This is a genomic window from Microbispora sp. NPDC049125 (genome assembly GCF_040802045.1).
In the GTDB taxonomy this organism is placed as follows: domain Bacteria; phylum Actinomycetota; class Actinomycetes; order Streptosporangiales; family Streptosporangiaceae; genus Microbispora.
Genome location: NZ_JBEZDW010000015.1, coordinates 90,095 through 114,512, shown reverse-complemented (window position 1 = coordinate 114,512; position 24,418 = coordinate 90,095). Strand labels below are relative to the sequence as shown.

Annotated in this window: 32 protein-coding genes; 25 read left to right on the top strand and 7 right to left on the bottom strand. The window is 67.9% G+C overall.

The window, feature by feature from the left end:
- Window positions 1-13 precede the first annotated feature (13 nt).
- The 6 genes from AB0B72_RS19640 (at window position 14) to AB0B72_RS19615 (ending at window position 4,075) form a co-directional block, all read left to right on the top strand.
- On the top strand, window positions 14-1,204 hold the full coding sequence (locus AB0B72_RS19640) for a hypothetical protein (protein WP_367740261.1): 1,191 nt from the start codon (window positions 14-16) through the stop codon (window positions 1,202-1,204).
- 30 nt (window positions 1,205-1,234) lie between these two features.
- Window positions 1,235-1,483, top strand: a complete 249-nt coding sequence (locus AB0B72_RS19635; RefSeq protein ID WP_367740260.1) for a hypothetical protein — start codon at window positions 1,235-1,237, stop codon at window positions 1,481-1,483.
- Between the two features lie 90 nt (window positions 1,484-1,573).
- Window positions 1,574-2,695: a hypothetical protein gene (locus AB0B72_RS19630; RefSeq protein WP_367740259.1), complete on the top strand. Its 1,122-nt coding sequence runs from the start codon at window positions 1,574-1,576 to the stop codon at window positions 2,693-2,695.
- 53 nt (window positions 2,696-2,748) lie between these two features.
- Window positions 2,749-3,246 (top strand): hypothetical protein, encoded by a 498-nt coding sequence (locus AB0B72_RS19625; protein WP_367740258.1) that lies wholly within the window; start codon window positions 2,749-2,751, stop codon window positions 3,244-3,246.
- Window positions 3,247-3,309: 63 nt separating this feature from the next.
- Window positions 3,310-3,729 carry a hypothetical protein gene (locus AB0B72_RS19620; protein WP_367740256.1) on the top strand — a complete coding sequence of 140 codons (420 nt, stop codon included), beginning with the start codon at window positions 3,310-3,312 and terminating at the stop codon, window positions 3,727-3,729.
- On the top strand, window positions 3,716-4,075 hold the full coding sequence (locus tag AB0B72_RS19615; protein WP_367740255.1) for a hypothetical protein: 360 nt from the start codon (window positions 3,716-3,718) through the stop codon (window positions 4,073-4,075). The genes AB0B72_RS19620 and AB0B72_RS19615 overlap by 14 nt, the downstream gene beginning before the upstream one ends.
- 339 nt (window positions 4,076-4,414) lie before the next feature.
- Here the strand turns inward: AB0B72_RS19615 and AB0B72_RS19610 are convergent, their stop codons facing one another.
- The gene (locus AB0B72_RS19610) at window positions 4,415-5,152 is read right to left on the bottom strand and encodes a hypothetical protein (RefSeq protein ID WP_367740254.1); all 738 of its coding nucleotides are present in this window, start codon (window positions 5,150-5,152) and stop codon (window positions 4,415-4,417) included.
- Between the two features lie 178 nt (window positions 5,153-5,330).
- Here AB0B72_RS19610 and AB0B72_RS19605 point away from each other — a divergent pair, with 178 nt between their 5' ends.
- The 19 genes from AB0B72_RS19605 to AB0B72_RS19515 all read left to right on the top strand — a co-directional run bounded on the left by AB0B72_RS19605 (window position 5,331) and on the right by AB0B72_RS19515 (window position 18,420).
- Complete coding sequence (locus AB0B72_RS19605; RefSeq protein WP_367740253.1) at window positions 5,331-6,749, top strand: recombinase RecT; 1,419 nt, start codon at window positions 5,331-5,333, stop codon at window positions 6,747-6,749.
- A 374-nt stretch (window positions 6,750-7,123) separates the two neighbouring features.
- On the top strand, window positions 7,124-9,628 hold the full coding sequence (locus AB0B72_RS19600; RefSeq protein WP_367740252.1) for a hypothetical protein: 2,505 nt from the start codon (window positions 7,124-7,126) through the stop codon (window positions 9,626-9,628).
- Window positions 9,625-10,011 (top strand): WhiB family transcriptional regulator, encoded by a 387-nt coding sequence (locus tag AB0B72_RS19595; RefSeq protein WP_367740251.1) that lies wholly within the window; start codon window positions 9,625-9,627, stop codon window positions 10,009-10,011. Before AB0B72_RS19600 ends, AB0B72_RS19595 begins: the two co-directional genes overlap by 4 nt.
- Window positions 10,008-10,232 carry a helix-turn-helix domain-containing protein gene (locus AB0B72_RS19590; protein ID WP_367740250.1) on the top strand — a complete coding sequence of 75 codons (225 nt, stop codon included), beginning with the start codon at window positions 10,008-10,010 and terminating at the stop codon, window positions 10,230-10,232. Before AB0B72_RS19595 ends, AB0B72_RS19590 begins: the two co-directional genes overlap by 4 nt.
- A 21-nt stretch (window positions 10,233-10,253) precedes the next feature.
- Entirely contained in the window at window positions 10,254-10,811 is a 558-nt protein-coding gene (locus AB0B72_RS19585; protein ID WP_367740249.1) for a hypothetical protein, read from the top strand.
- 15 nt (window positions 10,812-10,826) lie between these two features.
- Window positions 10,827-11,210: a hypothetical protein gene (locus AB0B72_RS19580; RefSeq protein WP_367740248.1), complete on the top strand. Its 384-nt coding sequence runs from the start codon at window positions 10,827-10,829 to the stop codon at window positions 11,208-11,210.
- Between the two features lie 392 nt (window positions 11,211-11,602).
- A complete protein-coding gene (locus tag AB0B72_RS19575; protein WP_367740247.1) occupies window positions 11,603-11,887 on the top strand; it encodes a hypothetical protein in 285 nt (94 codons plus the stop codon).
- Window positions 11,884-12,432 carry an HNH endonuclease gene (locus AB0B72_RS19570; RefSeq protein WP_367740246.1) on the top strand — a complete coding sequence of 183 codons (549 nt, stop codon included), beginning with the start codon at window positions 11,884-11,886 and terminating at the stop codon, window positions 12,430-12,432. Before AB0B72_RS19575 ends, AB0B72_RS19570 begins: the two co-directional genes overlap by 4 nt.
- Window positions 12,429-13,811, top strand: coding sequence for a hypothetical protein (locus tag AB0B72_RS19565; RefSeq protein ID WP_367740245.1), 1,383 nt, complete (start codon window positions 12,429-12,431; stop codon window positions 13,809-13,811). Before AB0B72_RS19570 ends, AB0B72_RS19565 begins: the two co-directional genes overlap by 4 nt.
- Window positions 13,808-14,497: a hypothetical protein gene (locus AB0B72_RS19560; RefSeq protein WP_367740244.1), complete on the top strand. Its 690-nt coding sequence runs from the start codon at window positions 13,808-13,810 to the stop codon at window positions 14,495-14,497. Before AB0B72_RS19565 ends, AB0B72_RS19560 begins: the two co-directional genes overlap by 4 nt.
- Window positions 14,498-14,599: 102 nt before the next feature.
- Window positions 14,600-15,118, top strand: coding sequence for a hypothetical protein (locus tag AB0B72_RS19555; RefSeq protein WP_367740242.1), 519 nt, complete (start codon window positions 14,600-14,602; stop codon window positions 15,116-15,118).
- A 49-nt stretch (window positions 15,119-15,167) separates the two neighbouring features.
- Window positions 15,168-15,584 (top strand): hypothetical protein, encoded by a 417-nt coding sequence (locus AB0B72_RS19550; protein ID WP_367740241.1) that lies wholly within the window; start codon window positions 15,168-15,170, stop codon window positions 15,582-15,584.
- Window positions 15,577-15,843 carry a hypothetical protein gene (locus AB0B72_RS19545; protein ID WP_367740240.1) on the top strand — a complete coding sequence of 89 codons (267 nt, stop codon included), beginning with the start codon at window positions 15,577-15,579 and terminating at the stop codon, window positions 15,841-15,843. The genes AB0B72_RS19550 and AB0B72_RS19545 overlap by 8 nt, the downstream gene beginning before the upstream one ends.
- Entirely contained in the window at window positions 15,843-16,352 is a 510-nt protein-coding gene (locus AB0B72_RS19540) for a hypothetical protein (protein WP_367740239.1), read from the top strand. Before AB0B72_RS19545 ends, AB0B72_RS19540 begins: the two co-directional genes overlap by 1 nt.
- Window positions 16,349-16,909 (top strand): NUDIX hydrolase, encoded by a 561-nt coding sequence (locus tag AB0B72_RS19535; protein WP_367740238.1) that lies wholly within the window; start codon window positions 16,349-16,351, stop codon window positions 16,907-16,909. The genes AB0B72_RS19540 and AB0B72_RS19535 overlap by 4 nt, the downstream gene beginning before the upstream one ends.
- A gap of 37 nt (window positions 16,910-16,946) precedes the next feature.
- The gene (locus AB0B72_RS19530) at window positions 16,947-17,081 is read left to right on the top strand and encodes a hypothetical protein (protein WP_367740237.1); all 135 of its coding nucleotides are present in this window, start codon (window positions 16,947-16,949) and stop codon (window positions 17,079-17,081) included.
- 55 nt (window positions 17,082-17,136) lie between these two features.
- Window positions 17,137-17,418, top strand: coding sequence for a hypothetical protein (locus AB0B72_RS19525; protein WP_367740236.1), 282 nt, complete (start codon window positions 17,137-17,139; stop codon window positions 17,416-17,418).
- Between the two features lie 7 nt (window positions 17,419-17,425).
- The gene (locus AB0B72_RS19520; protein ID WP_367740235.1) at window positions 17,426-17,785 is read left to right on the top strand and encodes a VVA0879 family protein; all 360 of its coding nucleotides are present in this window, start codon (window positions 17,426-17,428) and stop codon (window positions 17,783-17,785) included.
- Between the two features lie 179 nt (window positions 17,786-17,964).
- Window positions 17,965-18,420 (top strand): hypothetical protein, encoded by a 456-nt coding sequence (locus AB0B72_RS19515; protein ID WP_367740234.1) that lies wholly within the window; start codon window positions 17,965-17,967, stop codon window positions 18,418-18,420.
- Window positions 18,421-18,589: 169 nt separating this feature from the next.
- Here AB0B72_RS19515 and AB0B72_RS19510 read toward each other — a convergent pair whose 3' ends face one another.
- From AB0B72_RS19510 to AB0B72_RS19485, 6 genes are all read right to left on the bottom strand, one after another.
- A complete protein-coding gene (locus tag AB0B72_RS19510) occupies window positions 18,590-18,757 on the bottom strand; it encodes a hypothetical protein (protein ID WP_367740233.1) in 168 nt (55 codons plus the stop codon).
- Window positions 18,758-19,171, bottom strand: coding sequence for a hypothetical protein (locus AB0B72_RS19505; RefSeq protein WP_367740232.1), 414 nt, complete (start codon window positions 19,169-19,171; stop codon window positions 18,758-18,760). It abuts the gene before it with no gap.
- A 12-nt stretch (window positions 19,172-19,183) separates the two neighbouring features.
- Window positions 19,184-19,840: a hypothetical protein gene (locus AB0B72_RS19500; RefSeq protein WP_367740231.1), complete on the bottom strand. Its 657-nt coding sequence runs from the start codon at window positions 19,838-19,840 to the stop codon at window positions 19,184-19,186.
- A gap of 57 nt (window positions 19,841-19,897) precedes the next feature.
- Window positions 19,898-20,545 carry a hypothetical protein gene (locus AB0B72_RS19495; protein WP_367740230.1) on the bottom strand — a complete coding sequence of 216 codons (648 nt, stop codon included), beginning with the start codon at window positions 20,543-20,545 and terminating at the stop codon, window positions 19,898-19,900.
- A gap of 221 nt (window positions 20,546-20,766) precedes the next feature.
- Complete coding sequence (locus tag AB0B72_RS19490; protein WP_367740229.1) at window positions 20,767-21,990, bottom strand: hypothetical protein; 1,224 nt, start codon at window positions 21,988-21,990, stop codon at window positions 20,767-20,769.
- Window positions 21,991-22,084: 94 nt separating this feature from the next.
- On the bottom strand, window positions 22,085-24,277 hold the full coding sequence (locus tag AB0B72_RS19485) for a hypothetical protein (protein WP_367740228.1): 2,193 nt from the start codon (window positions 24,275-24,277) through the stop codon (window positions 22,085-22,087).
- Window positions 24,278-24,418 lie beyond the last annotated feature (141 nt).

Genomic DNA, 24,418 nt, shown 5'->3' with positions numbered 1-24,418 from the left:
GAGAGGGAACCCCGTGGCTCCGCTCAACCCACCCACCTGGTTGCAGGCAGGCACCTACCCGGCCCGGTACGACCGGCTGGCCGCCGGGTCGATGCTGCCGCCACTCCAAGGCACCGGGCCGCTCGCGGTCCGCTCCGGCGTCAAGCCTTCCGCCGGTGGCGTCGGCCTTCAGGTGACCCAGCGCTCCACCCCGGCGATGTACGTCACGGTCAACGCCGGTGCGGCGTTCATCCAGTCACCATCCGCGACCGGCGGCACCTACCTGGTGCACAACGACGCCGCCTACGACATCGCCATCACCGCGGCGCACGCCACGCTCGGGCGCCGCGACCTCATCGTCGCCCGCATCTTCGACGCGGAAATCACCGGCGTGACCAACCAGTGGACGCTGGAAGTCGTCACCGGCACCCCCGCCGGTTCCCCGGTCGTGCCCGCGACGCCGTCCGGTGCGCTCCCGCTGGCCTCAATCCTGGTCAGCGCCGGGGCGACCAGCATCACCAACGCCGCCATCACCGACCAGCGCGTTTACACCGTGGCGCTCGGCGGGGCCATTCCCGCCCCGGCGACCGCCCTGCCCGCCAACCCGTACACCGGCATGGCCGCGTACGACCTCACCAACCTGCTGCCGAAGTGGTACTCCGGTTCGGCCTGGCGGAGTTGGCAGGACGAGGGGTATGTCACCCCCGCCTACCTGACCTCCAACGGCTACATGACGCAGGCCGCTTTGGACACCGCGGGATACAAGCCGGTCACCTACGCGGTGAAAACCGCCGACCAGTCCCGTGCCAACACCACGACGCCTGCCGCCGACAGCGAGCTGTTCTTGCCGGTGGCGGCCAACTCCACGTACTGGCTGGACTGCTTCATCATCTACGACGGCCCGACCAGCGCCGACTTGCAGATCGGCTGGACGGCGCCGTCCGGAACGACCATGTATTGGGTGTCGGACCTTCTCGACCCGGCGATCACGGGTACGCCCGCCCCGGGGTTGGCCTCGGTGTCCCGTACCCAGCAGGGCCTTGCCAACCTCCCCTCGGGTGGCGCCCGATCCACCGGCAACCCGGCCGTCGCGCCGATCCGCGGTTGGCTGCAAACGTCCGGTACGTCGGGAAACCTGACGTGCCGGTGGGCTCAGGCGACCGCCGACGCCGTCGCCATCAAAATCCTCACCGGGTCGGCGATCAAGCTGACCAAGCTGGCCTGACGCCCGGCGCCGCTCCGAAAGGACCACACGATGCCCTACCTCGAACCCACAACTGACACCCGCAACACCATCTACGAGCTCAACCTCACTCACTCCGCCACCGGTATGCCCCTCACCGCGACCCTGCGGACCTGGACTGGGGAGGGCGGACTGGACATCACCTCCGCCGACGAAGCTTTCCAGGCGCTGCTCGACCTAGTCGGCGGCACCTCCGGATGGGAGGTGACCGGCGCCCGCAAGTCCTACCCGTCCGTCCAACTGGCCACAGCCTCCGAGTGACCTTCGCAGTCGGGGACGCTACCGGCGGCCGCGCCCTACTGTGACCACGCCCGCCCCCACCTGAACAGTCCACCGTGGGGACGGGCGTGCGTGGCCGACTACCGGTACTACTTCTACGACATCTCGACCAAACGACTCATCGACACCCTCCCAATGGAGGAAGTGAACTTTGGTTGGGAGCTGCGCGGCGTCGGCACCTTGTCAGGAAACATCCCGCTGTACGCCGACGACTTGCCCGCCCAGCGGGTCCGCGAAGCGGTACTCCCCTACCGAACCAAGGTTTTCGTCGAGCGCGGCGGCCAGCTCGTCTGGGGCGGGTGGATCAACGAAGAACCCGGCTACGACTCCAGCTCCGGCGTGATCTCCATCAAGGCGGAGGAGAGTCTCGGTTACTTCGCCAACAGGACCATGCCGACCGTCACCTACACCCAGGTCGACCAGCTCCCCATGGCGTGCTCCTTCATTGCTACCGCCCAGGCCGACCCCGGCGGCGACTTCTGGATTCACACCGACCCCACGCAACTGTCCGGCCGGTTGCGGGACCGCTCCTACTCCCAGTTCGACCAAAGCCCCGTCCTCACCGCGCTCACGCAGCTCAGCGAGGTCATCGACGGCTTCGACTTCACCTCCCAGGTGATCTGGGTGGGCGGCATGCCGTACGAGTCCCTGGTGCTCGGCTACCCCAGGCTCGGGCGGATCACCAACACCTCCGGCGTGGTGTTCGAGTTCGACCGGTTCGTCGGCGGCGGCAACGTGGAGTCCTACACGTGGGCTGACGCCGGAACGCCCATGGCGACCAAGACGTGGGCCAACACGGAGACCGACGAAGGCGTTCAGCTCACCGCACACTCCGACCGGCCGGACCTCATCGCCGACGGCTACCCGATCATGGAGTACAGCGAGAGTTTCGACGGCATCACCAACTTCTCCACCCTCCAGGAGCACGCCGACGCACTGGCCACCTACCGGGCCGGTCCGCGCATCACCGCGCAGTTCACCGTGAAAGCCCAACCCGGCCTGGAGATCGGCGACTTCCTCATCGGCGACGATGTCCTCGTGCGGATCTCCGACTGGCGGTTCCCCCCGGACCCGGCCAGCGGGGCGCCGGGGTTCATCGGCTATCTGCGCATCACCGGCTGCAACGTCCGGGCTGGAGTCGAAGGGGAAGAGGAGTACCAGTTCACCTGCGCCGACTTCATCTCCTCGATCTGACGCGCTACTCGAAGAGGAGTAGGAGTCTCAATCCTAGGCCAAATGGAGATTACATGACTGATCGCCTGCCGCCGCCGTCTCCGCCGCCGTCCCGCCACCCCGGCTCGCGGTTCATCGCCAAGGCGCCCGACGTGGTGCGGTCTATCGTCGCGATCCGCAACGACGTCGGCACGGCCGCGAACCGGGTTCGCCGCCAGGACCTCGCGTTCGCCGTGGCAGCCGTCGCCTCCGGCGTGGCCTGCACGGCGGCGACGTTCACGCAGACGCACGCCGTCATGGCCTACCGGTCCGGCCACAACCTGTACGCCGACCTGGCCATGGGCACCGGCGCCGCCTCCGTCATGGAGGCCCGGCTCACCGTGCCCGACTTGGGGCTGGTCGGCGCGACCGCGACCACCGGGACCGGCGGCGTCGACGTCGACCTGCGGGTCTCTTTGGCGTTGCCGGACGCCTGGCCAATGGGCGAGGCGCACCGCGTCTATGTCGAGGCCCGCCGGGTGTCCGGCGCCGACGCCACGACCGTGCGAGTGCTGGCGGCCTGGCAGCGGTAGCCCGCGACGTAAGGCGGATTCGCCGGACACCGTGGGAGGCGTGCCCCACCTACGGGAGACCTCATGACATGGCCCGACCGACTGGAAGCCAACCCGTTCGGCACCATGGCCGCGGTGGCGGCCGTCGCGCTTGGCCTGCTCGGCGCGGCGATCGGCGATGACGTCAGCCAGGGGATGCTCAACTCCTTGCGCGACAGCGCCGACATCGTGGCGCACCTGTGGGGCGGCGCACTGGCGCTCGGCGGGGCGTTGAAGCTGTACGGGTTGTACGCCAAGCGGACCGAGCTGGAAATCCCCGGCCTATGGGTGATGATCGGGGGTTTCACCTTCTATTCGATCACCGTGGTCACCGGGCTCGGAGTTCACGGCCTGGCCGCGGGCATCGTTGCCGCCGCACTGGCGGGCGGGTGCGCCTTGAAAACCCGGAAGATCATGAGGACCGCTCGACTCGTCAGGGGGAACGGAGCGGATGGCGGTAGCTGACGTCCTCATCGCCATTGCGCAGGTCGCCGCGGGCGGCACCATCGTCCAAGGCGCGCTGGCGTTCTTCCGGCGCCGCGCAGAGCTCCGGCAACTCGACCGGCAGACCGACAGCGTGGCCGTTGAGACGGCCGACCGAGTGATGGTGATGATGCGCAAGGAGCTCGAAGACGCCAAAGCGGCCTCCGCCAAGGCCGCCGAGGAGAACGCCGCCGAGCAAGCCGACCTGCGCAGACAGATCACGTTGCTCGGCGACGAGGTGTCCCGGCTGCGCGCAGAACTGGTTGTGGCTCGCGCGCAGATTGCCCGCCTGCAAGCGGGTCAGCCCCCGGCCGCGGCCCCGGGATAGCCCCCCTGGGGCTCGCATGTGCCGGTCGGGTGCTCTACCATGGTCAACGCATCACCCCCTCGTGGGCGGTTTGAGTTGAAGCTGTTGGTCCCGGTGGAAAACCTCCAAGTATCCACCGGGTTTCCCTGCCAGTTCGGAGGGGCGACATCTGACAGTGGATAGCGATGGCCGGGATAGGGCGGGTCGCTCCCCGTGTAGCCCGGCCGACCTTCACGAGAGGACACCGTGTCGTCCGCGAGAAGCGGACGAGAACGCGGGAGGCTGACAGCCCCGGCTTGCCGGATAAGCGGGCCTTCAGATTGGCGTTTACATGGGCGCCGCGCGCGGTTAGGGGTGGTGTCATCGTGACGGCGGCGTGCCTTTCTGGTCACGCCGCTTCCGCGTTTCCAGGGCCCTGCGCGCGTCAGCCTCAGTCATCCCCCGCCCCAGGTCGGCCATGACGCGCCGGGTCAGCTCCTGGTAATAGACGTCCCCGACGATCCGCTCCGCCATCGTCCGGCGCTCCACGCTGGCGCGGCGCGCGTCGAGCGCCGCCTCGATGCGACGCCGCAACTCCTGCTTGGCGACCTTGGCGACCTTCCCCGCCTCCAGGTCCCGCTGTATGGACGTGATCAGCTCGGGGAGGGCCTCCCCTAGCAGCGCTTCGGCTTGCTTGCGGAGGGGGTTGCCGGTCTTCTTGGCGAGCAGTTGCCGGTGGAATGCCACGGCCCGCGCGCGGTAGTGGGCGTACCGGATCTGCGCTCGCAGCCGCGACGCGTTGTCGCGCGGGGTCACGGATGACCGCTCAGCCCGGTTGTTGAGCTCGGTGAGCTGAAGGAGCGCCACCGAGGTGTACTCGAACAGGGCGTCGCAGGAGAACACCCTGTTGCCGGTCCGGTCCGGAAAGATCAGGAAGCGGCGGACGCTGTCGCGGAAATCGTCCTCATTCATCTGGAGCAGCGTCTCCACCTCGCTGCGCTCGGCGGGCGTGAGGTCGGCCAGCGTCGTCGGCTCGACGCGGGGCTGCGGCTTGCGCCGCTTCGCCTTGAACTTGGTCTTCGCCCTGGCAGGGGCGCTGGGGGGCGTGCTTTGAGTCATGGGTTCCTCCTGGTCGTGAGACGCGCTCTGTCTCGATGTTTTTCAAGGATACAGATCTTCGGCTTGGCTGCCTTATTTCGGATCAACATATACCATGTACTTAGCACGGCGACGTTAGGCCGCCGGGCGAACACGATGGCCCGATGAGCGACCGGGCCGACCCGCACATGGAGGACACATGACCCAAACTGAAACGGCCCCCCTCCCGCCGAAGATTCAGGAGGCCATGGCGGAGGCTGAGGCCGCCCAGTACACCGGCGACCTGGTTCTTCACCGGCCCGGCGGCGGCACCCTGACCATCCGCCCCGATCAGATCGAGCTCGACCCCGACCAGTGGGCGGCGATCGAGAGCATCAACCTCGACCCTAAAGACGAACGGCTCCTCCCCCACCTGCGGCGCGCCATCCACGTCGGCCAGTTGCGCGGCCTGGACATCTGGACCGGCGAGTTCTACCTAGTGGTCCGCGGTGAAGGCCAGTACCGCACCTACACGTGCCAGACCGGCATCGACGGCTACCGCAAGCTCGCCGCCAAGACCAAGCGGCAGATCGGCGCCGCCAAGTGGCTGTGGACCGGCAACGACGACGACGATCGGTGCTGGCGGGAGACACGCGACCCCGACACCGGCGAGCTCGTCATGGAACGCGTCTGGTACACCCAGTGGCCGGTCTCCCGCGGCTACCCCGGGGCGGCGCGCGCCATCATCAAGCACTACGACCAGAGCGGCAACATCGTCGTCTCCGACGCCATCGCCTCCTGGGCGATGTACGCGCCGTGGATCTACGAGACTGAGTGGCGGGACGGAAAGAACGGCAGATCATACAAGGCGCGCCTGCAGAACCCCGACGGTAGCCCGAAAATGAAGCTGCCCGACATGTGGCAGAAGGGTGCCGATCACATGCTCGCGAAGTCAGCGGAGGCATTGTGCATCCGGAAGGCGTTCCCTGAGGCTGTGACCGGCCTGTTCACCGACGAGGAGATGGCGGCCGCGCACGCCGATCTGGAGCGGCGCATCGCGGAGGCTGCCGCCGTCGAGGCAGCCGCCTCCCGCCGGGAGGCGTTCGAAGCGCACGCCAGGTCCCGCCCGGAGGCGGTACGGCTGACCCGGCCGAAGGAGCCCGCGGCCGTCGAGGCGCAGGCCGCCCCTGCCCCGCCCGCTCCGGGGCCCGAGCTCACCGAGGCGGAGCGGCCGGAGGTCCCAGTCGAGCCGGAGCCTGAGCGGCCGGACGTCCCGGAGGCGCCGGAGGTCCCCGCCGAGCCGGAGCCGACCATCGTGGAGCCCCCCGCGGCTCCGGAGTCGCCCGCGGAGTCGTTCATGACGCCGGAGGAGCAGTGGGGGCACCTGGTCCGGGAGATCGACAAGATGGGTGAGGTCATGGGGGCTTCGCTGAAGACGTTCATCGAGGCGGAGAAGAAGCGGCCCCTCACTGAGATCCCCGCCGACGAGCTCATCACCATTGTCGGGCCGCTGCGTGAGCGCGTGGTCCGGAAGATGATCGAGAATGGTTGGGCGGATAGGGCTCAGGTGTACTCGCAGTTCGGGGCGCGTGTCATCGCCCCGTGGGAGGTCCTGACGGGCATCGTGGTGCCCGAGTAGTCCGGCTGCTGTCGCAAGGTGCGGAAGGCCCGCGAGGTGTGTCTTCGCGGGCCTTCGTCCGTCACTCGCCGTGGCGTCTCAGGAGTAAAAACCCGTAACGGGTATCCCATGCTTCCCGCCCTGGAAAGGTGAATCTTCCCCCAGGGTTACGGGTGTTCGGCAATCCCCCGCCGGTCCTTGCCTGGGCGGGGGGTCGCCGGGATACCATGACTTCGTTCGCTAAGTACATGTTGCTATGCGTCAGAGCGTGACCCTAAGGGCACACCGGGGCTACGTTCCGGCGCATGGTCACCACCCTCAGCGACGCACGCCGGACGAGCGACCCGGCGGCTACCACTTGGAGACCGCATGCCCCAAAACCTCTTGGGGGACAGATGACCTCTGCCCTCCTGTTCGACGAAGCCCGGACATACCTGGAATCCGAAACGGACGCGCCGCTCAGCCTGGACGTGGCGCCCTGCTCCTGCCGCCACTCCCGCACCACCCACGCCGGAGCCAAAGGCAACGGCCGCTGCTCCGAATGCGGCTGCGCCCGCTTCCGCATCAACATCGCCTACGAACTCGCCGTCCAGGCCCAGGAGGCTGACCAGCGCACCGCCCTGGAAGACATTGCCACCTGGCTCCACCGGGTCTACCCGCGGCCCGAAGTCGACGAGGGCGGCCTGGACATCGGCGCCTCCGACCACGACACCTGCCGCCGCCAGATCTACCTGCGCAACGTCCACCCCGAGCTCGGCACCGACCCGGTTGACGAGTCGGCCGCCGTCCTCGGTGAGATCTGGCACGACATGCTGACCCGGGCGCTGGCCTCGCTCTACCGCTGGTACCTGGCCGAGGTGCCGGTCCGCGTCCCCGAACTCGACCGCGACGGCCGCGCCGACCTGATCAATCTGCTGCGCCTGTGCGTGGAGGACATCAAGACCTGCGGCCCCTACACCTGGCAGCGCATCGGCGACAAAGGGCCCAAGCTTCAGCACTGGAAGCAGTTGGCGACCTACGCCAAGGCCTTGCGCGCCATCGGAATCATGATCGAGCGGATGCGGCTTCGTTACATCGACCGCGCCACAGGCCAAGAAGAGATCTTCGAGATGGCCTACGACGAGTACTTCGCCCTGGAGTCCGTCAACGACCTGGTCCGTATGAAGATCGCCATCCGGATGCGGGACGAGGACGCCATGCCGCGCGACGGCTCCGGCCCCACCAGCGACGCCATCTGCCGCGAGTACTGCCTTGCAGGTGAGACTGAGGTCGTCACCCGCGACGGCATCAAACAGCTCCGCGACCTGGCCGGGCAGCGCCCCGCCCTCCTGGTCCCAGCCCGCTACCCGGACGGCGGACTCACCTGGCACGGCGAATGGTGGGAGTGTGACGTGCGCTCCTACGGCATCCAGCCGCTCCGCCGGGTAGAGCTGCGCCGGGGGCGCCAGAAGAAGGTCGTCTACGCCACGCCCGAGCACCGCTGGATCACCTCCGGAATTGCCGTTGCCCCGCTGGGCCTGGACCGGGCAATCTGCGACGCCGTCCAGAGGGAGTACGCGGCCGGTGAAACGACACAGCGAGCGCTCGCCGCGAAGTACGGCATCAGCCTCGCTCAGGTCAGCCGCGTGTCAACGGGCTGGCGACCGGACTACTCCCGGCGCCCCGTCGCCAGGCACCACGACTGGCGGAAGGTCACAACCGACGAGCTGAAGCCCGGAATGCGCTTGCGCTCCATTCGGCGCAACGCGCTGACCGCACTGCGGGAGGCGCCGTTCGCAGTCGCCCAGGGGTTCGTCTACGGCGACGGGTCGGCGCCCCACGGCAGTGACGCGGCGGGCTCGCTGATGATCTACAAGGCCAGCCCGAAGGACAAGGCCATGCTGTCCTACTTCAGCGGCCACGAGATCGCGGAGCAAGAGAGAGGGTGGCGGGTCGGCATGCTGCCCCGCACCTGGAAGGACGCGCCTCGCCTGGACGAGAACCGTTCGTTCTTGCTGTCATGGCTCGCCGGGTACGTTGCCGCCGACGGCACGGTCAGCAAATCGGGCCAAGTGGTCGTGCACTCTGCACGTCGGGATTCGATCGACCTTGTCCGCTCCATCTGCGCCATCGTCGGCGTCGGCTACGGTCCGGTGGCGACCCACCTCCGGACCGGCCTGGGCCAGACGGAGCCGTCCGAGCTGCACTCGGTGAACATTCGAGCGGCCGATCTTCCCGAATGGTTCTTCAAGATAGAAGAACACCGTCTGCGGGCCGCCGTCCAGCGCTCCACAGACCGGCGCACCGACTGGACCGTCCACTCGGTGAAGGAGACGGACCGCGTCGAAGAGGTGTTCTGTGCGGAGGTTCCCGACGTGGAGGCGTTCGCCCTCGCCGATGAGCTACTGACCATGAACTGCCGGTTCCGTAGCGCCTGCTGGAACATCCCGGCCGCCGAGGCGGCGGGCGTCTCGCCGGAGTTCTACACCATCCTCGGGCCCGACGCCGAGCCAAAGATGATCGAGGAGATCGCCGCCACCGTCCACGAGTGGGACGACCTCCGCAAGGAGTCGAAAAAGCAGTACGACGCGGTTCTTCCGATCCTCAACGGCGCCCCCGCCGGAACCTATGGAATCTACGTTGTAAGCGAGAAAACTCGCCGAATGCCCGATTACAAGAGCTACTTCGAGCGGATCGAACGCGCCCGAGCCGAATACCTCGCCTGGCCGGAAGAGGGCCGCGGCGACCTCGCCGATTGGATCTCCCGTATCGAGCTCACCTACCGGACCGACGTCTGGACAGAGGTGAAGCTGGTCCGCGCCGCCCAGCGGGCCAAGGCGAAGAAGGGCGCCGCCCCGAAGGAACTGCCCACTGAGGCGGCCGCCGAAGGTGAGCTGGCCAACGCCGGAGCAGCGGCATGACCGCCCCGGCCCGGCGCCCCAAGGTGGTCCGCCGCACCCCGGGAGAGCACGGCTTCCGCATCCACACCGCGGTGTGGTCCGGACGGCCGTGGCTGGACGACTCCTGGCAGCGACACGGTGCCTGCGCGACCGCCCCCGCGGACGTCCAGTTGGCCTTCCACGGCGCCACGGAAGGCACCGGCGACCCCACGCATGTCGAGATTGATAAGGCGCAGGCATGTTGCCGCCGGTGCCCTGTCGCCGCGGCCTGCATCGAAGACGCCGTCATGCGGCGCGAGATGAAAGGCGTCTGGGGTGGCGTCACCCCCCGATCTCTGCGCGTGTTTCAACGCGCCCGAGCCAAAGCCCTACGCGAGATCAAAAACGAGAAAGGTGCCGCATGAACGCCGCCGACCAGGACGAATGGCTGACCGTAGGCGAGGTCGCCACCAAGTTGAGGCTGTCCAAGATGAGCGTGTACCGGCTGGTCCACTCCGGGGTGCTGGAATCCGCGCGCATCGGCCGCCGGGCCATCCGCATCCCCAAAGCGTCGTACGAGGCCTACGTCGCCGCCGCGCTGCTCGAACCCATCACACCGCTGACCGTCCACGCGACACCGGCATAACCCCCTACGAAAGGCCCCCCCGTGACCATGGAAACCACCCGGATCACCGGCGCCAGCAACCGCGTCATTACCGCGGCGCTGCGCGTCATCAACTCCGACTACGACCTGGACTCCAGCACCGACCTCGACGCCGAGCACGCCCAGGAGCAGCTTGCCCTCGCCGCGCTCAGTCTCGTGGAGGCCGTCGACGCCGCCTCCGCCGGGGAGCGGCCGGTCGGCTGGCGCGACGGCAAGCCACTGAACGGGTCCGCCGCCCAGCGACTGATCGACGCCATCTGGGAACGGCTGCGTGGAAACGCCCACCTCCAGGTCACCCAGGTCTACACGCCGCACCCCGATGGCACCCCCGCGTGGGGCGCCATCATCGTCGGCGTGCAGGCGTTCGAGCTCGACGGCAAGGCCAAGCTGCCCGACGACGACCTCGACGCCGACCGCGACCGGCTCGCCGCCACCGGGGACACCCCCGACGAGGCCGTAGCCGACCTGCTGCGCCTGTTCCGGCGCTGCACCTTCATCCGCACCGCCCCAACCGCCCAGAACCCCCAGGGCATCACCTGGGATACCAAACCAACCCGCTGACCAAAGGAGCACCCTGTGATCGCCAGCCCCATCCGCGAGGTACGCGAGAACGCCAAGGCCGCTTTCCAGGCCGCCTTGTTCGAAGGCGTGGACCTGGAGGACCGTCTCGACGGCATGCTCGACACGTTCCTGCGCGGCCTTCAGGCCATCGGGTATGTCACGAGCCCGACCGAGCGCCCCACCGCGGAAGAGCTCGACGACTACGCGCGCGAGCTCGCCCGCCGGTCGGAGTTCGCCCGCTACGCGGGCGCGGGCTGGCAACTGCTACGGCGACACCCCAACGACGTTAAGTGCGCCTATCTGAAGGCAGCCGACCTGCCAGGGGCGAATCTGGCAGAGCTGGCGGCCTACCGGAGCCTGCTGTTGGCGCACACAGAACACATTGAGGACTGTCCGTGAAGTACTTGCGGACAGTCTGTAACCGGAGCAGGGTAGTCCCCTGGGGGAAAATCGCCCGGGGTGTCGGCTGCAAAGTACCTGTGCGTACATGTATGGTTCAGGTGCAGTCCAACTACCAAGATCCACAACTGAATAAAAAGGAAGGCGGCGGATTGCCCGTCCTCAGAGCTACCAACTCTGAGATCAGACGAGCCGCCGCCGCCCCGCCGGGAGAGGAACGCCCTCCTCTTGACCCCGGCTACCCCACCGAATCACCGTCAGTATCGGAGAAAAATGACTGACTCGATGAGGCGTGTCCTTAGCGTACCCTCCACCCGGGGTGCCGCAACACCTGACACGCGAAACGCCGCCACCAACCGTGGCGAAACCGCCGGAATCCCGGGGGTGATCGCATGACGATCATCCGCCGCGGGGCGCTCACACCGCCCGACCCGGACACCTACACGATCCGCCGGGCCTTCATCGCCGACACCCGGCTCAGCCCCGCCGCCAAGCTCATCGGCCTCCTGGTCGCCAACGAGGTCGGCGCCTTCAACGTCAACGACCTCGTCGCGCACCTCCAGCTCACCCGGAGCGCCGTCAAGATGGGCCTCACGCACCTGGAGGTCCACGGCTACGCCGCCCGCCAGGCCGACGGCACCCTCGTCCTCAACGAGGCTCTCGGAGGTGGCAGGTGAACACCCTGCGCATCGAGGGCTCTCCCGCCCACATAAAGCTGCACGACTTCTGCGGCCCGGCCCCGCTTATCTGCTTCTACTGTGACATCCCCCTGGGATGCGGATGCCTCCGGCCGCTCGACCGCTCCACCAAGTTCGGCGACGCGACCTTGGACCACGTCGTCCCGCCCGCCCGCGGCGGAATCGACCAACGGATCAATACGGTCCCGGCCTGCCGTTCGTGCAACGCGCAGAAAGGGCAGCGCATCTGGCCGCACGAGTGGTTCCACCGGCACCAGGAGAACACCTGGCTCACCTATGCCCGCGTTCCTCGGCAAGCTACCGACACCCTGGCGATGGTTGGCGCCGCAACCCTACTGCGCGAGATCCCGCCGTACGGCGGGCGGGCACGGCTTATCGACTTGGCCGCATCGACCGGCAGTACACCCGACGAGCTGCGACGCGCCCTCGAAGGGCTGAGCGACGGAAAGCGGCTCATACGTCATGTCGTACGAAGAGGACCGGGTAACGCCGATCTGGAGCACGTCTACGGGGAGGCGGTATGAGCATCATCCGCCGGGGCCGCATGATGGCCGACGAGATCGGCAGCCAGTACACCTCGATCGCGAACCAGGTCTTCCGTGACTGGCGCCTGAGCGCCGACGCCAAAGCCGTCTTTGGTCTGATCTCCACGCACCAGAACGGCTACAACATCACAGCCGAATCCCTCTGTGCCAAGTTCAACAAGAACGGCCTGGGCATGAAGGAGGGCCTGAGCACGGTCAAGAAGGCTCTCCGCGAGCTGGAAGAGCACGGCTATCTGGTCCGCGTTCGACTTCGCAACGAAGACGGCACACTCGGGGGAACCTGTTACGAAATCACCGATATGCCGGACGGCTTCAACATCTCCGCACCGCCCCCCTACGGGGGCAACCCCTCGCAGGAGCCTGCGGTTGAATCACCTGCGGTTGAAATCCAACCGCAGGTGAGCGAGGAACGTTTGCCCAGGTCGCAACCAACGGTTAAATCACCACCGTTGGTTGAGCCGACGGAGGCTGAACCGCCGGTGGTGACTCAACCCGACAGTAAGAAAAACAACTATGAGAAAAACATCTCTCTACCTCCTTCGGAGGTAGAGAGAGACGCGCGCGCAAGCGCGCGCTCGCGCGAGGACACCCCCCAGGTCGGCCCCGAGTCGGCGGTTCCCGATCTCTTCGCCGCAGTCCTCGGTGAGGGCGGCCCACCGGCTGACCCCGCCGTCGATGATCAGGGACCGCCGACCTCGGCGGATGACGACAGGCGCCAGGACCGGCGGCAGCGTGCGACGCGGCTGCCCGAGGACTGGGAGCCGGGCCAGCAGGCGAGGGCCTGGGCTGCTAAGCGGCGTTACTCGCAGGCGTTCATCGACCACGAGACGGAGAAGTTCCGGCGGCACTTCAAGGCGGTCCCCGGCGAGAAGGGCCGCAAGATCGACTGGGACGCGACCTGGGAGAACTGGCTGATCCGCGCCGAGGAGCGCAGCCCGGGGGCGGCGAGGGCCGCCGAGGCTGCCGCCGACCCCGAGAAGGCGGCGCAGGCCGCGAAGATCACAGGTTGGTGGTGGAATGGCTGGTCGGCCCGCGGGCCGATCCTGTCCGGCAACCGGGATGATCTTTACAACCTGGTGTTCATGGCCCTGACGAACCCGGGGAGCCCGGCGACACCCGAGACCGTGTGCCAGGCGCTGATCGCGCTAGATGACCCGGTGCCGCACCCCAAGGCGCTTCAGCGGGTGCTGGGCGCCCCGCCCCAGTCGGGCCTGCCCGCGCTCACTGGCGGCGGCCGAGTGCCCGGTCCGCGGCCGTCCACGACGGACCAGCGAGTCGCGCAGGCGCTGTCGGTGGCGGAGCAAATGCGGGTGCTCGACGAGGCCGAGGCCGCGGGGCAGCTCGGAGGTGCGGCGTGACGCGCGAGGAGGTCGGGAAACTTTTGGCGCTGTGCACGGGCTTCGACCGGCGGACCGTTGGCGCCGCCGACGTGCTGGCGTGGCATGAGGCGTTCACGCTGAAGGGCGTCACCTCGTTCGCGGACGCCCGGCAGGCTGTGATCGAGCACTACTCGGAGTCGGATGACTTCATCATGCCGGTGCACGTGATCCGGCGGGCGAAGGCGATCCGGGCGAAGCGGCTGGCGAACCAGGACTCCGCGGCGGTCTTGCCGCAGGGGGACGTCGCCGACCGACCGACGGCGTGGCTGGAGGAGCTGCGCAACCGGATTGACGCGGCGGCGGACGGCCTGGTGAACGAGAACCGGCTGGCGTTGACGCAGAGGCGGCCCACAGGGGCGGTCCTGGCCGCCCCGGCGGGCTACCTGTCGGAGCGGGCCAAGCTCATCCCCGGTGTCGCCTCCGACAAGGCTCAGGTGTTCCAGCGGTTGCGGCAGGCCTCGCTCGCAGTGGACTGCGACTATTGCCCGTCGAACCGGGGGCAGGTGTGCCGCAACACCGTCGACGGCCGCGAGCTGACCCGCGAACCCGCACATGAGACCCGCCTGGTGAAGTGCGGCGCGATCGAGCCGCCAGCGGCGCCCCGACAGCTCCCGCCGGGCGCCTCAACTCCGCCCGTGATCAGCCCTTCGGCGGTCGGGGAGTAACCGAACCGGCAGGGCGGCGGCCCCGCCGTTGCCCAAACTGCTAAGTACCTGTATTATTAGTTGCGCTGGGACGAGCGACCCCGGCCCTGATTGGAGGCACCCATGACTGCTGTGTCCCTCGACCGCTACCCGTTCTTAGCCGCCCTCGCCGACGGCCGCCCCCTCGATCAGGTGAAAGTGCCGGTCCGAACCGATCTCGCATCGTTCCGTCACGGCTGGCAGAACTTCACCCTCACCCCGGGCGTCGCCGATGAACAGGCCGTGGAGTACTTCTGCTACGGCTGGTGCTATCTGCTGGCCGCGGCGATTCACGAGCGCACGGGCGCTTCGTACGTCTTCATCGACCGCCTTCGTGAGGACGGCGAGTGGCGGTGGTGCCACGTCGGCATCCTCGCCTCCGGAGGGATGTTCCTCGACATCAACGGAGTCGAGAACATTCCGTCCACGGGCCCGTGCTTCAACACTCGCGGCGAAGAGATCAAGTTCCGCGTTGAGCGGGACACCTCCACTTTCCACTCCTTCGTTCCCTCCCGGCTCGACTGGTGGAACTGCGAGGTGGAACCCCTGACGGCCGACGTCATCCGGTACTTCGCCGACCAGCTCATCGCCCGCCACTTCTGATCTTCCGACTGCCGACCGGCAGCCGGGACGCCTCTCCGATGGGAGAACCATGACCGAACTCATGCCCGCCCCGGGCAAGCGAACCATCGACCCCCGAACCCTGGTCGTCCACTTCGGTGACGTCCGACCGATCATCGTCTGCCTGTGCGGTTCCACCCGCTTCTCGGACGCGTTCCGGCAGGCCAACCTGGACCAGACCCTCCTCGGGAAGGTCGTCCTGACGATCGGTTGCGATATGCGCGCCGACGCCGACCTGTTCGCTGGGATGCAGGAAGAGCAGGTCGCCGCGATCAAGGCGGACCTCGACCGGCTTCACCTCAGGAAGATCGACATCGCGGACGAGATTCTCGTCCTCAACGTCGGCGGCTACGTCGGCGAGTCGACCTCCCGGGAGATCGCCTACGCCCAGCGGACCGGCAAGTCGGTCCGCTACCTCGAACCGGTAAAGGAGACCGCCAATGCATGAGGGCGCCCTAACCCCCGAAGAGCTGTCCGCCATCGCCCGGCGCGGTCAGCACCCGTCGCAGTGCCCAGCCGAGACGATCCGGGCCGACTACGCCACCCTGGTCAAGGAGATCGGCCGCCTCACCGGCGCCGTGAAAACCCTCGGCAGGGCGCTCCAGCTCGAAGGGCTCAACGACACGGAGGCCTTCCTGGAGAACGGCAGACTTCGCGCTCAGGTGGCCGACCTGGAGCGGCGCCTAGAGGCCCAGGTGAACGACTGATGCCCGACAAGGTCGTCTACCGCAGCGCCCGGCCGCAGGTCGTGAGCGCCTACCAGGCGGCCTTCGCCGCCCTGGAGGAGTGGGCCAAGCAGACGGAAGAGGTTCTCGCCCGGCGGGGACTTTCCGGCCGCATGGTCTACTACACCAACTCCGACAACCGCCTCGTCGGCGTCGGCCACAACGACGGCGATGACATCCCCGACGGTTGGCGGTTCGATCACAAGCGCGGGTGCCTGGTGCCGCGCCTGACCAGCGCGGAGGGCAAGCGAATCGCCGCCGAGCTCGCCGAGCTGCGCAAGCCCGACCCGCGCGAGGCCGCCCCCGGCATGCCGAAGAACATTCTGGCGTCAGGGCAGTTCATGACCTGCGGGATGGACCTGATGGAGGGCGCCGTCTACGCCTGGTGGCCGGACTCCATCCCCGTCGAGCAGGTCGATCTCACCCTGTGGGAGCCGGTCAAGCTCTCCGAGTACTACGCCCTGGTTGAGCGGGTTGGGGAGGTTCAATGACAACCGCCCCCAAGGTGTGCGACAACGCCGCCGTCTACATGCTCATCCAGCAGCCCAGCGATGGCCGGTGGCTGACCTTCGACCGCGTCAAGCCCCCGTGGGGCGTGGCCGGTCCGGCGGGGCACATCGACGAGCACGGCGATCCCGTGGACGCCATGTACGCCGAGACCGAAGAAGAGGTCGGTCTGAAGGTCACCGACTACCAGCTCTTGGTGTTCGACAGTTGGCGGGACAACACCTGCCGCCGCCTGCCCGGACCCGAAGGTGTCGGCCACAAGTCCTACCTGTACGAGGTGGAGGTGACCGGCACCCCGCGCCCGGCCGCGGAGGAGACGGCAAAGCTCCGCTGGCGCACCAACACCGAACTACAGGCGCTGGCCAACCGCACCGTCGACTACGCCCACGGCCGCATCTCCAACGCAGACTTCAAGGCCTCGCTCGGCATGGAGCCGGTCTGGGTCGAGTGGTTCCGCGTCGCCGGAGCCATCACCGTCACCCCCGAAGAAGCGGCGGTAGTCGACCGACTCGCCGCCACCCGCTACTGGGAGGAAGCGTGAGCGCCCTGCGCGAGCGCACTCCGCTAGGAGGTTCAGCATGAGCACAACCGTCAACGGCAAAGTGATCACCTGCCCCGACTGCGGCAGAGGGGACAACCTGGCGATCACCAACATGGATTCCAGTGGCGGCACCGCCACGTGCATGTACGACTTCCGCGTCTTCGACTTCTGACCCCACCGGCGCCCGCCCCGGACGGGGCGGGCGCTTCGCTCCTAGAGGAGATCACATGGAGCTGTTCCGAAACGTCGAGATCGACTTCAACCAGCCGGGAAGCGGCAAGCCCGCGAAGATGTACGCCAACGTCACGGAGGACCAGTACGAGATCCTCGTGGACCGCGACAACCTGGAAGTCCCCGCCAAGAACCTGGTGATGCCGCTGTACGCCCAGCTCACCCCGACCGGCGACGTCGGCCACTACATCCTGCGCCTGTCGTACGTGACCGGCGTGAAGCTCTGGGAGCCCCCGCCGGACTCCGGCATCGCCCGCGAGTGGCCGGAAAGGGTGTGAGGCGCTAATGGCACTGAACGGCACGGTCCCCATGTCGAACGCCGACTGGCGCGCCGAAGGGCTCCGTCGGTTCGGCACCGACAACCCCGTCGAGTGGCGGTTCCGCTGCGTGTCCTGCGGCACCGTCTACTCCCCCGCTGACTTTGTCGAGCTGGGCGTCGAGCCCCGGCGCGCCCCGCACGAGTGCATCGGCCGCATCCTGGCCGAGCAGGGCCAGGCGGGCATCGACGGCAACAGCAAGCCGTGCAACTGGGCGGCCAACGGCATGTTCCGCCTCCAGGGCGTCGTGCTCGTGGAGGGCAAGGACGGAGCCCCGACTCTGGTGTTCCCCTTCGCCGACCCCCCGCCGGTGCCTTCGGGCACCTGACCTGCGACCCCGCGACCCTAATTGTCGGCGGCGTGTACCCGGGATGAGCGACCCGGGACGCGCCGCCGACGCACTTGGAGGACCCCATGGCTCGTTGCCTGTGCCCGTCATGCGGCCAGATCTACCTCAGGGAGCCCCCTGAGGGCCACGTATGCCCCTGCGGGCAGGAGTGGAGGCTCTTGGCCCCCTTCCCCCGGGCGGAGCTGTCCTGGGAGGAGTGGGAGGCGCTGACGCACCTGCTGATGGTGCGGTCCGGTGGCCAGTGCGAGATCCGCTCCCCCGACTGTCTGGCGCCCCGCGGCGACCTGACCCGCCTCACCAAGAACCTCGTGTCCCGCCACCACCGGCTGGCCCGGCGGATGGGCGGCACCACCAACCCGGCGATCAACTCCCTGGCAAACCTGCTGCTGATCTGCGGTCACGGCACCGTCGGGTGTCACGGCTGGGTGGAGCATCACGCCTACGGAGCCTCGGAGACCGGCCTGGCCTACCGGCTCGGCTACTTGGTCCGCCAGCCTGCGCCCGGCCGCGCGACGGCGGACACCGACCCGGCCCGGGTGCCGGTGCTGACGCCGTCCGGCCGGTGGGCACTGCTGCATCCCACAAATCCGGAGATGCTCTACCAGGCCGCCTGAACACGCAAAAGAGGGGCCTGCCCCGAACCGGGTGAAGTCGGTTCGAAGCAGGCCCCTATTTTTGCCAGCATCGCAGCTCGGAACTCGAAAGCGCCGCAGGGGGACCTTACCAGTTCGCGACATGAAACGGGCCCGCGTCCGTGGACGCGGGCCCGTTTCATGTTGTTTGTCATAGAAGCCCTGCCGCCTCCGCGAGCGCCCGGATGGTTTGCCGGTCGAAGTTGTAGGCGTATTCGTTTCCATTCTTGTCGGTTGCCATGAGGCGGGCCCCGCGCGGAATGGCTTCGATTCGCATGTTGATAAGGTCCGTTACCTTTACCTTGCTGTTCTCGCTCATTTATGTCACCCCTTCCCGGGAACGGGGGTTGTTCATGATGATGTCCGCCTTGCGCCTTTCGGCGACGACACCCTCCCGGTCCCCGTCCTTGTAGGCGGCCTCGGCCTGCGTCGTCGCGTCCTCGATGAGGGCGACCGCCTCAGGGGTGTAGGAGGCCATGGCCTCCGCGTCGGCCGCCGCCAGGCACCTCTTGCACATCTCCGGCTCGTCCACCCGCCGGGAAAAGTACAGGTGCGAATCGCAGTAGTACCCGCCACATCCGTACTCGTCGCCGCCCGGCTGGCGCCCGCACAGACAGTCCAGGCCGCGGTCGATTTCCTGGTAGCAGTCGTCCTCGTTGCAGATGTCCGGCACCAGGTACCCGGCCTCGATCTGCTGGCCGTTGCGGTGCACCAGGTAGTAGCCGTAACCCATGCCCGCCCCCTTCTACTTGACGATCCGGCAGACGAACGGCTTGTTGGCGGGGCTGGTGGAAACCAGAGCGGTGCCGGGCTCCTTGGGGAACTCCCACGGGTCGGGGACGCGCTGGTCGTTGAGCCCGTACCACGGCAGGTACCCGCGCATTTCCATCCGGGGGATGAGGCCCGGCGCCATGACGATCCGGACGGGGAAGAAGTCCCACGTGTGCGGGGAGATCACCTCGGGCGGGCTTCCGGCGTTGACGGCGGCGATCACCTGGGTGTTGTTGCGCCGGGACGTGCGCGCGAGCTGGTGCAGCTTCTCCGGGTTGGGGAAGGTGGACAGGTTGTCCCACGCGATGATGAACGGCCGAACGTCGGAATCGTAGGCGTGCGCCTGCACCGCGATGTCGAGTTCCTGCCATTGCCAGTCGTCGGGCTGCTCGGCGAGGACGCGGTCGGGCTTGTCCCAGAAGAAGAGCTCGCTCATCTCATTGGGGTACTTGCCGATCACCCAGCGGGCGGCGCTCTGCCGCGGTGACTGGGGCGACGGCCCGGCGCCCAGCAGGAGGTTCTCCAGGGCGGTCGTCTTACCCGAGGCGTTCGGTCCGACGATGAGGGTGTTGCACGCCCTGGTGAGGTTGTACACGTTGGCGCCGTTCATTGTGGCGTCGGTGAGCTTCATGGACGTTCTCCTTCGTTCAGGGGAGCTGATAGGGGAAGCGCTGTTCCAGTTCGGCTTCTACTCGTCGATGGCGTAGCCGAGGGGCTTGGCGGCCGGGTCGGCGGACAGGAGCGCGAAGCCGGGGACGTCGGGATAGTCGCAGGGGGTCGGTGCTTCGACGCCGTTGAGGCCGTACCAGTCCAGGTGGCGCTCCATGTGGCTGCGGCGGATGCGGTGCGGCGCCATGACGATGCGGACGGGGAAGAACTGGGAGGTCTTCGACAAGATGGTCGACGTTTCGATGCCGGAGTTGATGACGGCGATGACCTGCGTGGTGTAGCGCCCCGACAGCCGGGCCACTTTGTCCAGCTCCTCGGGGTACTGGAAGATCGACAGGTTATCCCACAGGACGACCAGCTTCGGCCCGTCCGGGCGCTCGTACTGCCTCTCACGCATGGCGCCGCGAAGTTCCCCCAGATATGGCCGGGGGTCGTCGAAGATGGTCCGGCGCATGTCCTTGTAGATCTCCGGGGAGATTTCGCTGCGTGTCGCGCCGAGGAGCCACCTCTCGGCGACGTCGGCGCGTTCGGCCGTGACCCGGGCGAGGGCGGACAGAACCCGGGTCTTGCCCGACTGGGGTGGCCCGATGATGAGGGTGTTGCGTCCCCCGGTGAGGTCGTACAGGACGGCGCCGCTGATCTTGCCATGGTGTTCGGTGAGTTTCATACGGTCTCCTTTGAGTGAAGCGGTGAGGTGGATCGGGGAAGTGGAAGGCTCACCCGGGGAGGGTGTGGGTGGGGCTCCCCGGGTGAGCCAGATCGGGGGTTCGGTGAACCGTCGCGACCTCACTGCCGGTTCACCGAAACGGCCGGTGAGTGAGCCGGTGAACCTCACCGGCAGGCCTCACCGGTGAACCGCGGAAGGGTTCACCGGTGAGGCAGTGAACCTCACCCGGTGAGCTCGTCGGCACCCTCACCAGTGAGGGTCTCGGTGACCCCGCTGGAGGGTTCACCGATGAGCTCAGCAAGGTTCACTCCGGCGTACTTCTCGGGCAGCGGGAGACCCTTGGCCACGAGGTACCGCAGGTAGATCTTGGTGGCTTTGGGCGTCCCCATCGGCAGGTGCGCCATCCGGATCGAGTTGGCCGAAATCAACCCGCCCTGGAACTTCTCGTCGATGTATTCGACCAGCTCATCGTTGGAAAGCTCCGACGGGTCAACCGTGACCGACTTCTTGACGGGCCGCTTACGACCGTTGTTGCGGGCAGGCTTCGGGCGGTCCGCAACAGATTTCGGCAGTGCCGGTGCCGGTGCCGGTTCGGGCTTCGGCGGGTTCACCGGAGCGGGCTCCGGAACCGCCGGAACCTCACTCGCCGAGGCGGTCGGGACCTCACCGGCGGGCGCCGGGTGAACCTCACCGGTGAGGGTCACCGACCCGTCCGGAGTGAGGGTCACCGCCGGTTCACCGGTGAAGGTCACCGGTGAACCCGGAACCTCACCGGCGGGCGCCGGGTGAACCTCACCGGTGAACCCCGCCAGTGAAGCCGGGGCCTCACCGGTGAGCGCCGGGCGGGGCGTTTCGGTGAGCTCCTCCGGTGCGGCCGGGACCCCACCGGAGCGGTCGTACTTACGCACCAGGAGGGACCCGCCGTGCTTGGCGGCGGCCCGCTCTGCCCGCACCCGGAGGATCACCTGGACGGCACGGATCAGCGCGAGGTCCACCGTGGCCGGGAACACGTAGCACAGCGGCTCACCGAGGAACGGCTTGACCATGGCGGCCTGGGCCTGCACGGACATGCCGATGGCTCCGGCGAACACCAAATACGTGACGGTTTTCGCCCACGGTGTCTGCTCAAGTCCCTTTCCGACTTCGGGCATCAGTACCGCCAGGAACACCGGCAGCACGCCGCCGATCAGGGCGAGGATGACCTGACCAGTGGCCAGGCTCTTGTTGGCCAAGGTCGGGTCGTGCTTGGCCGCCAACTCGGCGAGCTTCTGAGCCGCGTGCCACACGTTCAGCGTGAGGGAACTCAGCGACGAACCGATCACTACCGTCCACTCAACTTTGAGGCTGTGCCGCCCCTTGTCGGTCTTCATGGTCACCCTCCCTCCTTCACGTTGCGTAGTTGCGAAACGGGCGTTATCCTCGCGCGCGCGCGTCGCGCGACGCACTTGCGCGTTGGGGCCGAAAAAGCCCTCTCTTCCGGCGCCTCCCGCGGGGATTCCCCCGAAAATCCCGCGGGAGGCGTGTGACGGTGTGTAGTCATCAGGCGCCCACCAACTCGCCCTTGAGGACGTACTGGCCGGACCCGCTCGGGCCTACCGACTCGACCTTCCCGTCGGCCGCCAGGCCCTCCAGAGCGACCAGGAGCGAGGTGGGGCTCCCCCACTGCCGGGTGTCGAGCATGTCGGCCAGCGAACCCTCACCCCCGCGCTGACGCAGGTACGTCACCACGGCGCGCCGGTCGGCCGCCGGGTCACCGCTACCGGTGAGCAGCGACCCGGTGGCCGAGCGAAGCGGGGTCACCGAAGCCAGCGACGGCTCCGGTGCGGCCGCCGCCGGTGCCGCCGGTGCGGCGGTGCCCCGGTTGCGCCGCCGGTCTTCCATCTCGCCCGCGTTCAGGGCCTCCTGAACGATCCGGTCGACCAGCTCCTCGGCTTCGTCCTCCAGTCGCGCTGGCTTGTAGCCGAGCTCGACGGCCTCCGCGAACTTGCTGATCGGGACGTTCGCGACCCGCGACGGCATCTCCCGGCCCGGCATCACGTAGCCGAGACCACCGGTCGACCGCGTCTTCGTGCGCGGGTCGAAGTACTCCGGCAGCAGGTGGGGGCTGATGTCGCTCGCCCCCTGGTAGGCCATCCGCCCGGTCATGGCCTGAGCCACCCGCAGGATGATCCCGTTGCCGGACGCCACGTTCTCCCGGATCACGTTGCCCGCGTTGCCGTACTGCTCGATCGACGTGACCTGGGAAGCCAGCACGAGCTTGATGCCGGTCTTCCTCGCCTTGCGGACCAGGGACGCCATCAGAGCGTTGTTGTCCGGGTCGGCCAGCAGGTCCGGCACCTCGTCGAAGACCAGCACGAGGATGCGGCGCCCGTGGTCCTTCAGCGCCGACACCGCGTCGAACTGGCCGAGGTCGTTGTCCACCAGCCAGTCCTCGCGCACACCCATCACGGCGTCCGCGGCCCGCATGCCGACCTTGATCTGGTCCATGCCGTACCAGGTCCGCGACACGTACTTCCGCAACCCCGGGAAGGAGGCGCCGCGCTGGGGGTCGAACAGCCAGACCACCATCTGCGCCCGCAGGGCCTCGATGTTGATCCACCGCAGCACGCCGGACTTGCCCGCGTTGGTCGTGCCCGCGATCTGCGTGTGCACCGGGCCGGAGCCGGGGTTGAAGAACTTGAACAACGCCCAGCCGGAGCCGTCGGGGTACACCGAGATCGGCGCCGCGCCGGTCTCCCAGTCCAGGCCCGGCTCCATCCACTCGATGTTGCCGTCGAGCGGGTTGCGGTCGAGCACGACCACGCGACCCTTGGACAGGTTCCCCCCGGGGTGCGACTCCCCGAAGATCAAGCTTGCGGCGTTGTCCCGGTCGAACGCGGACCGCACCGTCTGGATGGCGTTCAGCAGGCGGGACGTGTCCTCCTTGCCCGGCCGCAGATTCACCTCCCACGCGGTGCCGTTCCAGTTGCCCTCGTAGTCGAACAGCGGCTCGGGGTTGGACAGGAACGAGTGCGGCAGGACGCTACCCATGGTGTCCGACAGTGGCTTCCACGCCTGGTGGTGCGGGTGGCCCTCGTTGAGGGCGCGCTCGAACTCCAGGGCAGTCGGCAGCCACGTGCCGCAGGTCATGAGCGTCTCCCAGATCCGCTCCGCCGTCACGGGGTTGCCCTCGCCGACCGGCTCGGCGGTCAGCGCGTCATGGACCAGCTCGTACAGCCGGACGCTCTCCTGGTCGGAGGTGACGGTGTAGGGCTTCCACGCCTCTCGCCACCGCTCGACGATGCCCTGGGCCTCCAGCCGCACGGCTGCCCGGCGCGCCTCGGCGGTCTCCAGCTCCGGCGACTCCGGAGCCCGCTCCACCTGGACGGGGGCAACCGGCGCGGCCTGGGGCGCCGGTGCGGCAACGGGCTTGCCGCCAGCGCCGCGGTAGCGGAACCACCACGGCGCAGACAGTGCCGGGCCGACGGTCACCAACAACGCGGTCATCGCCGAGTTGTCCAAACTCGCGCCGTACTTGACGGCCCCGGCGGTCCAGGCTGCCGCAGCCGCCAGGCACCCGCCCGACCACGCGCGCCGCCACGTCGACTTCTTCAGGAATTTCCGCAGCGCGTCGGACTTCACTGAACTGGCAATGGCGCCAGCACCGGCGGCAACCCCGACCAGCACCACGCCCTTGCCGGGGTTTTCACCCGCCTCGTGCAGGCTGTAACCGGTGGCCCACATCCCGGCCATGACGCCGTAAGGGTAGAGGTGCTGCCGCATGCGCCATGCGGCGCTTTTCGCCTCACGCCGAATCTCAGTGCCAATGGTGACGCGCTTAACGTTTGACACGTTCGCGAATTCCCCCGCGGAGGGGGTTTCCTCGGCCGTTGC